The sequence below is a fragment of the Mucilaginibacter sp. P4_C11 genome, assembly GCF_056402115.1.
Window position 1 is genome coordinate 231,543 of record NZ_JBFUIA010000001.1, and the last position, 13,727, is coordinate 245,269.

The 13,727-nt window shown below is 43.6% G+C and carries 8 protein-coding genes; all 8 read right to left on the minus strand.

Features of this window, described 5'->3' with window-relative positions; translation table 11 throughout:
- Window positions 1-18: 18 nt before the first annotated feature.
- Window positions 19-1,500 carry a PAS domain-containing sensor histidine kinase gene (locus AC1DU2_RS01080; protein ID WP_477357318.1) on the minus strand — a complete coding sequence of 494 codons (1,482 nt, stop codon included), beginning with the start codon at window positions 1,498-1,500 and terminating at the stop codon, window positions 19-21.
- A 420-nt stretch (window positions 1,501-1,920) separates the two neighbouring features.
- Entirely contained in the window at window positions 1,921-2,616 is a 696-nt protein-coding gene (locus AC1DU2_RS01085) for a DNA alkylation repair protein (protein WP_477382388.1), read from the minus strand.
- Window positions 2,591-3,058 carry a YciI family protein gene (locus AC1DU2_RS01090; protein WP_477382389.1) on the minus strand — a complete coding sequence of 156 codons (468 nt, stop codon included), beginning with the start codon at window positions 3,056-3,058 and terminating at the stop codon, window positions 2,591-2,593. Before AC1DU2_RS01090 ends, AC1DU2_RS01085 begins: the two co-directional genes overlap by 26 nt.
- Window positions 3,059-3,372: 314 nt before the next feature.
- The gene (locus tag AC1DU2_RS01095) at window positions 3,373-3,810 is read right to left on the minus strand and encodes a hypothetical protein (protein WP_477382390.1); all 438 of its coding nucleotides are present in this window, start codon (window positions 3,808-3,810) and stop codon (window positions 3,373-3,375) included.
- A gap of 16 nt (window positions 3,811-3,826) precedes the next feature.
- The gene (locus AC1DU2_RS01100; RefSeq protein ID WP_477382392.1) at window positions 3,827-4,567 is read right to left on the minus strand and encodes a PoNe immunity protein domain-containing protein; all 741 of its coding nucleotides are present in this window, start codon (window positions 4,565-4,567) and stop codon (window positions 3,827-3,829) included.
- On the minus strand, window positions 4,564-10,692 hold the full coding sequence (locus tag AC1DU2_RS01105; RefSeq protein WP_477382394.1) for an eCIS core domain-containing protein: 6,129 nt from the start codon (window positions 10,690-10,692) through the stop codon (window positions 4,564-4,566). Before AC1DU2_RS01105 ends, AC1DU2_RS01100 begins: the two co-directional genes overlap by 4 nt.
- A gap of 44 nt (window positions 10,693-10,736) precedes the next feature.
- Window positions 10,737-12,203 carry an eCIS core domain-containing protein gene (locus AC1DU2_RS01110; RefSeq protein ID WP_477382395.1) on the minus strand — a complete coding sequence of 489 codons (1,467 nt, stop codon included), beginning with the start codon at window positions 12,201-12,203 and terminating at the stop codon, window positions 10,737-10,739.
- A 74-nt stretch (window positions 12,204-12,277) separates the two neighbouring features.
- Window positions 12,278-13,720: an ATP-binding protein gene (locus AC1DU2_RS01115; RefSeq protein ID WP_477357332.1), complete on the minus strand. Its 1,443-nt coding sequence runs from the start codon at window positions 13,718-13,720 to the stop codon at window positions 12,278-12,280.
- Window positions 13,721-13,727 lie beyond the last annotated feature (7 nt).

Genomic DNA, 13,727 nt, shown 5'->3' on the forward strand with positions numbered 1-13,727 from the left:
ATATTAAATTGGCAATATTTATACCAGCCTAATAGTAAATTTTGTGCCAATATTTACGGTACTGTCTACTTTAATGGTGCCGCCCAGTGCTTCTATCTGGTTACGGGTAATAAATAGCCCAATACCTTTTGCATCGGGGTTTTGATGAAAGGTTTTGTACATGCCAAATATTTTATCGCCAAACCGCTCCATATCAATACCAACCCCATTATCTTCAAAAATCAGGTAAATACGGGTGCGCTCTTTTAAGGTATAGCATTTTATAACCGGCTTCCTATCTGGCGAACTGTATTTGAGCGAATTGGTAAGCAGATTTTGCAAAATACTATCCATATAAGCCGGAATATAATTTACCTGCGGACACCTGCTAAAATCATACTCTATGGTGGCATCAAGCGCTTCAATATTGCTTTTTAGTGCCGATATGATATTTTTAAAGCGCGTCTCAAAGTCAATCTCCGTGCGTTCATTTGTAATTTCAGTATGAATCTGAACTATCTCGTTTAAATGCTCAATTGTTGAACTGAGACTATCACTAATGGATTTAATGTGCGACAAAATTTCGGCCCTGTCATCGGGCAATTCTGTTTCATCGTACAACTTTACCATAAATTGCAGATTGCCCGTGTGCGACCGAAGGTTATGTGATACAATGTAAGCGAAATTTTGAAGACGACGATTTTGATCGGTCAATAAATTTAACGACGATTCCAATGCCAGGTTTTTTCGCTTTTTATTGTCAATATCTTGTATAATACCCCTTATGGTAATACATTTTCCAAAATCGTCAATAACAGGTATCCCCTTTGCCTTTACCCATTTTACATTATTTTTTGCCGTTCTGAAAAGCAATTCCAGCTCATAAGGCTGACAATAATCCCTGGCATTATCAATAGCGTTTTTGATTACCGGGCGATATGGTGGCTCAAAAAAGCTAATAGCTTCATCAAGCGAAAGTATTACATGATTTTGCAGCTCATAAATATCATACACTTGCTTTGATAAAGTTAGAACCATGGTACTTGTATTTAGCTCCCACCCTCCCAATTTGGCAATTTTAAGGGTCTCGTTATAAAACAGGTCATCATGCGCAGCCTTAATCTGGGCCTGCTTATATTTGTTAACATTAATGATTGACCCGTAAATTATTTGCCCGGTTTCATCGTTGTATCTTTTTACTGTACTCTCAAACCAATGATAACCAGATGCTTTGGTAAGCAACCTTATATATAGGGGCGCGACAGCGTTTGACGGCTGGCCATTCAGGGCGGCCAAAAAAGCAGTTTTATCAGCGTGATATAGTATGTGTTCGAAAAATACGTGGTTGGAGCATTCTATTTCGTCGGGCTCATACCCCAAAACGGTATAAAAGCCAACAGACCATTTAATATTTTTACTTGTAACGTTATATTCCCAAATACCGGCGTTTATATTATCGATGATTTGAGCAAGATGTTGCTTGCTATCGTCAGAAAATTTGTGCCCTTCAGAAAAACTCATACCTTAAATAACCTCATTTACTTAGCTAAATCCCTTATGCTCTTAGTAAAATATGTGCCACAACTACAAAATCAATTAAATTACAACCTCTGGTTGTTTATGTTTAAACTAAACTTGTTATTTTTTTATTAATTATGGGATTCCAAATATAATGTTTGGAATGATATAAACCACTCTAATACTGACAATTACAAAAAAATAAATTACCGACTTGTAATTCAGGCGTTTATTAAAAAATCTTAATAAATAATGCCAATTGCTATGAGTTAAAATCTGATTTTTAAAGCTTTATACAAAAAAAGGCACTGAAATAATACTTTTAAGGATTGTACATTTAAATAAGTAGCAAAAAACCTTTAAAATGACAAAAAAGTACTTTTTTATGACTGATAAGTTCTTTTTTTAGAGCGTTTTACGATTTTAAAAGGAGTTTTTATGGCTTGCCAACTCGGTCAATGCATTAGAGGCAATCCATTTAGCCGATTTGTAATTTTGCGTTAAAATACGGTTGGCAGTTGCAATCGCTTCCATTTTCAGGGTGCTGTTTCGCTTACCTATCTGTCGTAATGCCCAATTTACCGCCTTTTTTACAAAATTGCGGTTATCCCAGGCCTCACGTTCCATCAAGGCAAAAAAGGGGATAAAAATATCGTCGGCAGCCAACTTGTTGTGTATAGCGTATTCGGCCATTAAAACAAAACCTGCACGCTTAACATATTCTTCGTCCCGCGCGCTAAATTCAATGGCTTTGGCTATGGCAAAGGGGGTACGGTCAAAAAGATTACCACATACCTGGTCGCATAGATCCCATGAGTAAAAGTCGTTTGTCCAGCTATCTATTTGCTGCTCGGTAACCATCATAGGATCGTCAACCAATGATGCCATAATTCGGGCTTCGTGGATACCCGTATCCCAAAGTTGCTGTGCCAGCAGGTGATCTTTTTTTATGCTTTTGGCTAGTTTACGCAAATCCGGGAGTTTAACGCCAAGCGCCCTGGAGTTATTAATGCCGAAACGCTGCATGCCGGCCAAATAAGAGGGACTGGCCTGTTGCCTAAGCAGGTCTATAACCAGGTTAACGTCCATCGCCTTAATCAGAAAAACTTGCGCTCTCAAGTGTGTGGTGAATTTTCACCACCTCCATTAATGCGGCCGAGCAATAAAAGGGGTGCAATTCCATTATTAACGAACCTGCTTTTATGGCCGGATCGGTTTCGGTAAGCTTTTTTGCTTCTTCAATGGTTTCTACATTGAAAATGAAAATGCCTTTAACGGGCTGGTCATCTAAAAACGGGCCGGCAACAACCAACTTGCCTTCATCGGCCAGTTTTGAGATATTTTTTAAGTGGGCCATTTGCAATTGCATACGCGCTGCCGAATCTGTAAGGCGGGTAGGCCCTTCCTTTAAAAAAGCCATTACATACTTTTTCATCCCATATTTATCGGCACCCAATTTTTTGGCAAGGGCGGCATCGTAAGCAGGCTTTGTTGTTTTTTGGGCAAAGCAGTTGAAACTTAATGCAGCAATTGCTGCTACTAAAAGGATGAGCTTTTTCATATATGGGTATGGGGGTATTGGTGTATCAAATATACAAGGATGAATGAAACCTTCCGTCGCACCATTAAATTTATGCACAAAAGTGCTGTGGCTATTGTACAAATTGCAAGTTCCCTGCTGGGTAATTGAAGTTTAATGGCTGATTTGGATTTACAAATTCAGCTTTACGTTTTTAAAAAGCGAAGAATATCTGCAACATTCGAAACTACATAAAGCTTTTAAATTAGCGGCTCGAGCGTGGAGGTAAACCAATTATAAGTTGTTTATTTCGCAATCTTCATCCATTAAAACTCCATGCCCAGGTTGCCTGACAGCTATTTAATAACTTTTTTAAAGTAGCCGATGGATGGATTGGCTATAAAATTTTTCATCTCTATAAAAGGATAAAAATCCCCGTAAGCGTTATAGCCTGTAATGATAGGTTGGCCGTATCCATCTGGAAAATTCTCTTCATCATCGGATATACTCCAAGTGCCATTGAACGTTCTTTTAACGGTTTCGCCAATATAATAGGCGGCTTCGAGTAACAGATCGCTATCCTCTTCAAAAGATGGGTTTAAATGCATTAGCAACAGCTCAACGTACTTTAGCCCTTCCAGTGAATAATCGGTTTTATACTCCACCGTTTTTTTTAAAAGAGCTTTAAAATCTTTCAACCGGTTGTCAATATCAGTTACATCTTCAAGCAGCTTAGCATATTCACTGGCTATGTATTCACTGCTAAATTTGCCTGTATTTGATTTCGCATCCATAATGGTTTTTATATGATCACAAGTTTCGGTTAAAATCTACAAAATCCTTTGGATAAAAAAGTTTGTCCCTGAATAATGTGTCATCAATATTTAATAAGCAAACTACAGCAGCCAACTCAAAACTCCAATAACCATTAAAGGCGCATTCGTTTTCGGTATTTTTATGCGAATTGTACCAGGGAGCTTTACTCATGCTTTTATACCAGCCCGACAGGTATTCTGCAATAATATCGGGCTGTTGCTCACTTTTCGCATCAAAAACAGCATACAGTTTCTCGAATGATTTTGGCCAAAGCAGTTTACTGCTCATTTTTCTTCCGGGTATCACGTATGATATCATCCTGTCTGTCAGTTTATCGCTTCCCAAAGTATCGCAAACCGCTGCCAGTTTTTCCATCAGGCCGCGGCCGCTTTTAACAAGTATATTTAACGATAAGATTGTCAGGTATTCCTGGTACACCAAAAATAAATCTTTCATCGAAGTATCGTCTTCGGGCGGGTAATTTTGATAGGTAATATAATTTTCAGTCGCTTCTGTTACCAACGGCACCAGTTCTGTTATACTGTTCCCCGCCGAGTATTTATAAATTGCGTAGTTCAACTGTGCATCATAAAGAAACGCGTAAACCGTATCCCAGCTTTTTATCTCCGGTGGCCTGGTAGCAATCTGCTCTTTATTCTCATTAATTTCGCTTTCAAACTCAGTACAACAGCTTTTCAGGTGTTCCAGGTTTAGCAATGGCTCTCGTTTCATCATGGTGCAATTGGTACTAATGTCACTATTCCCCGTTCATCAACTTTTACAAGCAGTTTTCCAAGCGTTTTATTTTTCATAGCGGCCTTAATTTCATCCCTTGTTGCCTTATCCAATGTTTCAAGATAACCTCTTATCCATTTATCCGACATTTGGCCAGGCTTTAACTGTGCAGTTCCATATTTGGTTTCTGTTACATAAATCTTGCCATTTTTCTTCCATACACCATCTAACCCTTTTCCCTGCGGTGGCTTATTATAATCTATCAGTTTACCTCCGTTGTTTAATTTTTCGAAACCCGCATTTTTTAAATGCAAATCTGCCTGGTACTCTCCCAATCTTCCCTTTAACGTGTTTTTAAAGCCGCCTTTCCTTAACTTTGTTTTGTTGTTATACTTACCATCGAACCAATTGTTAAAATTACGTGGTTTTTGCCCAGCTGCCTTCTTTTTTGCTTTGTATCCGTCATAAAACTTTTTAATTTTTTTGGGGTTGCCCAGCAAGTTTTTCTGAACTTTTGCAAAGTTTTCCGCTTCTTTCAACTTTGCTTCAAGGGTCTTCAACTCTTTTAGGGCAGCTTTGCTTTTCGGACTTTTCTTCAGCTTAGCTTTTACCTTTTTCAACTCAGCCTTTAAATCAGGATTATCCTTAAGCGCTTTTTTGTATTTAACCTCAAGGGCTGCGCAGGTTGTACATTTGGCCGCGTTCCCATCTTTGTCAACTTTTAAATCGTGGCCGTCTTCGGTTTTATCCTTGGCTACCACGCCTTCATCATTCTGGGCCTTCTCAGCAAATTCCTGTGCATTTTTTTCTTCGGCAGTATCCGCAGTTGGTGTTTCGGTGGGCTCTTCAACCGGTAGTTCTGAGGGCTCCTTAGTAGCCTCTTCCGGGAGTCCTTCGGATGATACTTCCCCAATTTCTTCCGGCGAAACTTCAGTCGCTTCCTCAGGAAATGTTTCCGGCAGTTCTTCGGGCGATTTTCCGGGCACTTCGTTCGTATCGCCTTCTATACCGGTTTTTACTTCTGCTGGTTCATCAACTACAGTAGCTCCTTTGCCTGTATTTTCGGGTGTTACGGTCTCGTGGGTTACCTTCCGCTCGCCTGAAGGATTTTCGGAAATTTTAGCTGGATTTGACGGTTTAGCAGCGGTGCCGCCAGATGGTGCAGGCAATTCAGAACCAGCAGGGCCCATATCAATCCCATGATTATTCTTCATCCAATCGTGGTATTCCTGCAAAGTGCTAAACTCCAGTTTTTCCCTCTTCATACTAACAGGGTCCGGATAGTCTATCTTATATGGTTTTTCAACCCCCGGTTCATAGGAGAATAGGGTAAATTCATTCCCTCGTGGTGTTTTGAAATCAATTTTTGAGGTCACTGGTTTATTGCCCGCGCCTACGGATTGATCCCTTATTAAACCAAAATCTCCTGCCGAGCCACTTGGCAGCCTGTCCTGGGGCATTACAAAGCCATTTTCGCCAACGGGGTGGTAATGGGATACCAGCTCAAACTTATCTTTGGATTGATCATCAAGAATTTCCTTCCATTTTTGAGCCCGGCCAGGTGTAGGCCCTTCTATTTCGCCGGCCGGCCCTTTAACGTGTACGTTATCCTCATTCCCCTGGATCACCACAAATTCTCCGGTTTCGGTATTTCGATAAATTCCTACTTCCCGGCCAGGAGTTTCGTTTATTGAGCTTCTATACATCCTGGCAGCATCCACTTCTGATGTTGCATCTCCGGCCATCATCACATCGCCAGGCTCAAATTCATAAAATTCGCCCTCTGGATCGGGTACACGGTTACCCGACTCGCGTTCGCCAGGCGTTTTTGCAGTTTTAGCAGCTTCCGGATTTTCAGTATTCCCTACTTTTTCTACCGGTTTTTCGTTTTCTACCGCTTTCTCCTTTGTTTTTGGTGTTTCATTCTCGGGATGCTGCGTTACCCCTTCTTTTGTTTCTTCAACTTTTGTTCCGGTATTTTCTCCCGGTTTTTCGGTTCCTCTTTCAACAACAGGTTTTTCCGGCTCGCCCAATCCTATTTTTCTTTTCGCCGCGTTAATCTTCTTCTTCATTCCGGCCCTGCCTTCATTAAAAGAGGTTTTGGCTTCGCTGAGTTTTTGACCTGTTTTACTTTCCTTTATACCCTTTAATGCGCTATCAATTGCCTGTACGGGCTTGCTTTCTTTTACGCCTTTTGCAAGGCTTTTCATTGATTCGGTAAGCTCAGGCATCGCTTCGGATAATATACCGCCAAGTTTCTTTAAACCGGCCGACAATGCTTCGGCAATTTTTCCGCCTATAGCGCCCAGCAAGAACAACGCGAGCATAATGCCCAGCGTTAAGCCGCTGTTGGCAATGCGTTGATAAGCAAATAGTATCCTGTCTCGCCCGGTTTTAACCTGCGAGGCGGTGTACATACGCGGGCCTTGTTTTTCGGCACCTTCGCCTGACGGCGGCGCCTCATTCCTGGTTTCAGAATCACTGGGGGGTTCAACCTTTTTCGGCTCAGGTGGCGGCGCGGGCGATTCTTTTCCGTCATCATCGGTTACCGATAGATCATAAACAGCCTTGGTGATGACCAGGGTTTCAGTTGCTACCATTGAAGCCATAATACCTTCGCCAATGGCCACACCGACTTCAAAACCTGCACCGGCACCCGGAATAGCGCCTACACCACCTCCAAATATGGCACCCAATATCGCGCCTACTACAGCACCGCCTATGGCTATCCAGCCGGCAAATGCACCAACTGTATTGTTCAGCGCCTGCATCCATTCCAGGCCTTCGTCGGTAACTTTGCTATACTCTCCGGCTTTAAAATCCGTCCACATTTGTGGTATCAGGTGCCACAATTTAGGTCCGTCCTCATACAGCGGGCTACCTTTCGCAAACGGCCAGATCAGGAACCAGATCATGTTTTTAGCCTGTCCCCACCAATCAGCTACCAAAGCGTTTACAGTTGGGGTAAGGTATTTCATGATACCGGTAAGGTGCTTAGCGGCCGACAAACCGGCTACTGCAAGCGCTTTTTCAACTGCGCCCTGGGCGCTGCCTGGTATTTCCTGTATGTGAGGTTGTAAAAACTCTTTGGCCTTATCTTCTAATATTTGCGGATTATTCCATATCAACATAAAGCCGTCAATCATGGCCTTGAAAAGCTTATATTGCTTTTCAATATCTAATAGGAAGTCCAAGATCTTCAACGATGCCACCACAACTGCTTCTGTAACCGTTAAGGTGATATCCCAGGCCTTTTGCACAATGGCCAGCGCTGTATCAACAATGGCGGCATAAGTATCAATTATCGCAGCTACTACCTCTTTAAAAATATCAAATGCCTGGTTGGCAAAGGATACTGCATCATTAACCGCTGCATCAATTTTCGCGTTTAATTCGTCGCGTATTTCAGGGAATGCGGCAAATACAACGTCGACAAAGCCTTTCAATATTTCGCCAAACTCCTTAATAAGGCCTACTACCACCTTGCGGGCCAGCTCAATTGCCGCCATGGCGAGTTCCTTGGCCTTCTCAAAAGCCCATTTAACTGCAGCGCGTAGCTTATCAAAAATAAAGTTAACCGCTTTCTTTAAACCGTCTATCAAGGCCGAGGCTTTATCAGCAAGCCAGCCTAAAAATCCTTTACTTTCATTTCGGGCTTCGTTCTTTTTATCGTCGGCTTCTTTTTTTGCCTCGGCCTTCTTTTTAGCTACTTTGTCATTAGCATCGTCGTAATGCTTTTTGGCTTCATCATTTCCTTTTTTAGATTCTGTATTTACCTTGTCGATATGGCCTTGCGCTGCCTCGCCGGCCTTGGTTTGAAAAGTTAGTTCCGTTTCATCAAGCCGTTTTTGCCATTCAATGCGCGAGGCTCCTACATGGCTTTGAGCATCGTCCTGCGCCTTGTTTTGCAATTGGTTTGATTTGGCGGTCTCGGTATTTATTTGCTTGTCCGCATCCGTTTTACCCACGCTTATTTTATTGCGGTATAAAATTTCTTCCTGCGCGTATTTCTGTGTTTGTTCGCCAATTTTTGTATTGATGTGGCCGGCTGCCGATGCATCGATCTTGTCTTTAAGCTCAGCCGGTACCGCGTTGCCGCCGTTCAAGGTAGAGCCCCTGCCTGCACTGACCTTAAATGTGCGTTTGGTTTTTATGTTATTGGCCGATGGTTTTGGTATTACATTATTTTCGCCAAAATCATTGTTTATCTCCATGGCTGCTGCAGCCTTCTTTGTAGCTACTTCGTCTGCCTGCGCCTTAGTTTCATCGTTAATGTTATTGGCGTCGGCTTCGCCGGTTAACGGCACAACCGGGGCATTGTCCAGTTTGTCAGGTATTGCGCTGTCGTCAAATGATACGCCGTCGAGTGCATTTTCGGCGCTGGCAGGATCAACCTGGTTAGGCTCTTCCGTAGTAGGTTGCGTTTGCAGTTTCGACGGAACAAATGCCGGCACAGGTGGAACCGCAACCTCCGTTTTGGCCGGCGGGCTCCATCCTCCCTTACCCTCGTAAGTATTTTTTGCAGAAGCGGATTCCTTGCTTATCGAATATTTCTTTTTACTGCCATTTTTCCCACCATAGGGACTGCCGTTCGCTTCCGGAACTATTGGTATTTGTTTTACTGAATCATCCTTTTGCATCTCCTCACTTTGCGCTCCTGCATCCTTAGCCGTGTTAAATGCCTGGGCAATTTCGGTAACCGGAGTTTTTTGCAATGCTTCAAGTACATCGGCAGGATTGCCGGTGGCCGTTATCGGCGGAGCTTCCATTTTACCGGGTTTATCAGCGCCATTTGTTTTTGCATTTGGCGCACCGGCAGCGTTTGAAGCTGTTGCCGCAGGTGCCGACGCTTTTAAAGGTGATGCTTTAACTGTGTTTTGCGGCGCAGCGGTTGCCGTACCTGGTACTACAGAAGCTCCGCTATTATTAGCCGGAGCGGCCGGAGCCGACGCAGGGTTATTATTGGCGCTTTGCGGCGCAACAGGTGCTGCCTGTCCGTTTGTATCACGCTGAATAACCGTTGTACCTGTTTTATCAAACTTATTATTTACTCCCTCATCCGTTTCGCGCTTTAATTGTACAGAACCGTTTTGCTGCACTACATGCGTTAGTTCATGCGCCAGCAAATGTTTGCCGGTATCCGTTTCTGGCTGATAATGCCCATTGTTGAAGTAAATATTATTTTTTATGGTAAACGCCTTCGCATTTAAAGCCTTGCTCATCTGAGCCGATTCGTCGCCGTTATGAATCTTAACATCTCCAAAATCGGTTCCGAAACGATTTTCCATAAAAGCTCTTGTACCGGCCTCCATTGGTTTGCCGGCGCCCATACTTGATGTTATCCGGTTAGATAGCGTATCATCAACTGTGCCCGACCCATCACTTTTTTTGCTGACCGCGGGTTGGGTTTGCGGAGCGGATTCCTCTTTAAGACGCACATGTTCATCGTCATAACCGCCACATCCGCATCGTTGTATAAACGGCGTAATTTGGCTGGATAATGGTTTAAGCTGAATGCGCTCATCTTCATCATCGTCAACTACATCAGGTCCTGTGGATTTATGATAGCCAAATGGCGCAACGGGCTCTATTGGTTTAAGCCGCACATGTTCATCATCATAATCGCCACAGGAACCGCAGCGTTGTATAAATGGTGCTATTGGGGTTGATAGTGGTTTAAGCTGAACGTGCTCATCGTCATAATCATCAACACAGGATGGCATTGATTTATGATAGCCAAATGGCACAACCGGGGGTATTGGCTTAAGCTGCACATGCTCATCATCGTGACTGCTGCACGAATTGCATCGTTGCAGAAAGGGTGTTACCTGGTCAGCCAGCGGTTTAAGGCTTAGCTGGTCGTCATCAAAAGTGTCCGCAGCATCTGCTGGTTTACGCTGTACGTCCCGGCTTTCGGGCATCCGCATAACTTTATCGGCCATTTCATCGGCCTCGTGCTCAAACGGATCATTTGGCGCACCAACAGAAAGTTTTAGCTGAATAGGATACCTATCAATAAGCAGTTCTTCTTTTTCAAAGTGTTGCTCCTTTACCGGGGCAACTTCAACGGCCGAAGCAGCCGGGCTGCTTTGCGGTTGATGAGCTATTGAAGCGGTTTCGTGCATATCGTTTAAATTATCCTGTTATTAATTTTATTGGGCTTTCATTTTTAAAATGGGAATTGATCTTTTTTTGACCTTGAGCTTCGGGGAAATGTAGGCACAACAGTTGTATTGCCCTGATCTTTTTCCAGCCCATGTATTTTTGCTATGATAGCTTTCTGATCCTCGTCTGAAAAATTTTCGGAGTTTTTTTCTCCGATAATAAACGCGCTGTCTTTACCCAGTCCCGTTTCGGAATGCGAGCCTCCGATATATTCGTGCCTTGCTTCATGAGCTATGGCCCTGCCAAGCGCCGGGCCCAGCATATCTAAAGGGTTCCAGCTTGTTGTTCCTTTTTTGGATGTTACGGTAGCCGGCCATTTAGCAATGTCGGTTCCGTTACCAGGGAGTTTGACCATTTGATCGGCCAAAAGCGAATCAATGTTTTCTAAAAACGATTTCACCACTTCGCGCATGTCAACGGCACCTGCCATTTGTGGTATGGCAAATGAATTTGCACCTTCTTTGATTATATGTTTTGACTGGCCGCCCCGTCCTATCAATTCGGGCGATCGCGCTTCGCGGGATTGGCTGGCCGCTTTGCCAACGGGTACTTTTTGAGTGGTGAGCCAATCGTCAATTTGTTTTTGCTGCAGTGCAAAAGCATTGTCGAGATACGCGCCCACATCTTCCTGAATTACCGAAACGATTGATTCCGAAAAGTCGAATTGTTCGTGAAGTTGATCGGAGCTCAAAATTTTAATGCTAAAAGGTTTTTCGCCTGCCGTTTTTCCAACAAAAGCAAACACCCTGTTCAATTCATTTTCGGCACCCGTTCTGACTGCAGCGGGCAAGCTTCTCCATACGTCATTTTGAACTACATATAAAGTTCTGTTCAGCCCGGTTTGTTTAGGTGGCGCCGTGGGCGTGTTGTTGGTAGTTGCCTGGGAGTTTGTTTTAGCGGGCTTGCGTTTAATAGCTGTGCCTTGTTGCAAAGTATGTGTTAGCTCATGAGCCAGCAAGTGTTTGCCCTCAGGAGTTTCCGGCCTGTATTGGCCATCATTAAAGTATATGTTATTGCCTACGGTAAATGCTTTGGCATTCAGGGTCTGGCTTAACTGGGCCGGTTCGGCTCCGTTGTGTATTTTCACATCGTTGAAACCAGTGCCAAAACGGCTTTCCATAAAACTTTTCGTGCTGCTGTCCATTGATTTACCGCCGTCATGGGTGGCTTGAATACCGTTTGCAACGGCAGGGCTGGCAACCACACCGCCACCATCGCCTTTTGCTTGGATAAAAGGAGTTATTTGGCCAGATAACGGCTTGCGTTTGATATCTTCATCATCCATATCATCGGTCTGACGCTGAACCAACGGTCTTTCGGGCGTGCGCATTATTTTATCGGCCATATCATCTGCCTCATGCTCCATTGGGTCGTTTGTTTCGCCAACTGTAAGCTTACGCTGTATATTTACCGCACCGGAAGATGCGATTGCCCGGTTGCCGCCTGATGACCTGTGTCTGTACCGTTTCATCGTTTAGTCGTTTTCTGTTCTTATTAAAAAATCAGGGGTATTCTTCCATATTGAAATTCAACTTCTGCATTGTCTCAAATAGTTTTTCCCTCTTTTTTGAATTCTTTTTTTATTCCCTGCAAAATGTCGTCGACTGCAATTATTTTATCGCCCCTGTTTAAAGCCATCAACGACGAGTAATGAACAACATTCATGATGGAACCGCCCGAAAGTTCATGCTGCCGTGCTATTTGTTCCAAATGATTTTCATCGGGCGGTGTGCATACCTTACTAAAGGCGTTTTTCCAGATCATGTGCCTTTCCCGGCTTTGCGGTTTCTGAAAATGAATAATTGAATTTAAGCGGCGCGTAAAAGCTTCGTCTACGTTGTTGCGCATATTGCTGGCCAATATCACCAGGCCCGGATAATCCTCCAGTCGTTGTAAAAGGTAGGCTACTTCCTGGTTGGCGTATTTGTCGTTCGAGTCGGATATCGAGGTTCGTTTACTAAACAGCGAATCGGCCTCATCAAAAAATAATATCCAGTTTTTATTCTCGGCTTTTTTAAAAACCTTCTCCAGGTTTTTCTCGGTTTCACCAATGTATTTCGATACCACCATGGATAGATCAATCCTGTACACATCCAAACCAAATAACTTCCCTAAAAGCATAGCAGTTAGCGTTTTGCCTGTACCTGGCGAACCATGAAACAACGCTTTGTAGCCTGGTTTCAACTTTTTATTCATCCCCCATTCGGTTTGCAGGATTGATCCATATTGAAGCCAGATGCGTATCTCGTCCAACTGCTGCATCGTGTACTCATCAACCACCAGGTCGCTCCATTCCATCCCTGTTGTCAATCTTTTTGCCGGAAAATCGGGGCTAAACTGGGGCTTACGCAAGTTACCCGAGGTAAAAAAATCAACATATTCGTCGGTAACGGTTATGGTGCTACTGTAAAAAGGTTCGGAACTGCTGCCCTGATCCAGTTGCAATATATTGTGGGCCAGCAAAACGTGATCAGTCTCAAACAAACGGCTCAGTTTAAAACGATGCGCCAGGTCATTCCCTGCCAATAAAAACATGGCTGTTTCAATGGTAGGTATAAAGCCGCTGTGGCGGCTGCCTTTTACGCCGCCAAATTCGGTATAACCACGCCCGAGCGCTTTGTTTACCGAAAAAAAGGGATCCAGAAAATTGGGTTGCACATACGGAATAAGTGCCAGTATCAGCAACAGCCTTTCGTCGGTATTTAATTTATAGTAGTTTACAAAATCGGCATAAACGGAGTGGTCGTTGGTAAGATCAGGAACCGGGGCATCAGCTAAAATATAGCCCGCACCGGCAATGGGGTCTTGCGAACTTTCGCCCGCTTTGTCGCGCGGAAAAAAATCCTGGAGACTTTTGTTCACCAGATTTGCAAACCAGGTAATTTCGCGCGTGAGCGTGTCGGCGTTACGGTTAAGAATGCTTACTTCGGGCTTTGCCTGTTCGGCTTCAGCGGGTGTTGGCTCAATATTTTTTTTTGTCTTCGCCATATCATTA

What these genes read in the sequence shown, in the direction of transcription:
- AC1DU2_RS01080 (WP_477357318.1), bottom strand. Translation starts at nt 1,500, where the DNA reads ATGAGTTTTTCTGAAGGGCACAAATTTTCTGACGATAGCAAGCAACAT.
- AC1DU2_RS01090 (WP_477382389.1), bottom strand. Translation starts at nt 3,058, where the DNA reads ATGAAAAAGCTCATCCTTTTAGTAGCAGCAATTGCTGCATTAAGTTTC.
- AC1DU2_RS01095 (WP_477382390.1), bottom strand. Translation starts at nt 3,810, where the DNA reads ATGGATGCGAAATCAAATACAGGCAAATTTAGCAGTGAATACATAGCC.
- AC1DU2_RS01100 (WP_477382392.1), bottom strand. Translation starts at nt 4,567, where the DNA reads ATGATGAAACGAGAGCCATTGCTAAACCTGGAACACCTGAAAAGCTGT.
- AC1DU2_RS01105 (WP_477382394.1), bottom strand. Translation starts at nt 10,692, where the DNA reads ATGCACGAAACCGCTTCAATAGCTCATCAACCGCAAAGCAGCCCGGCT.
- AC1DU2_RS01110 (WP_477382395.1), bottom strand. Translation starts at nt 12,203, where the DNA reads ATGAAACGGTACAGACACAGGTCATCAGGCGGCAACCGGGCAATCGCA.
- AC1DU2_RS01115 (WP_477357332.1), bottom strand. Translation starts at nt 13,720, where the DNA reads ATGGCGAAGACAAAAAAAAATATTGAGCCAACACCCGCTGAAGCCGAA.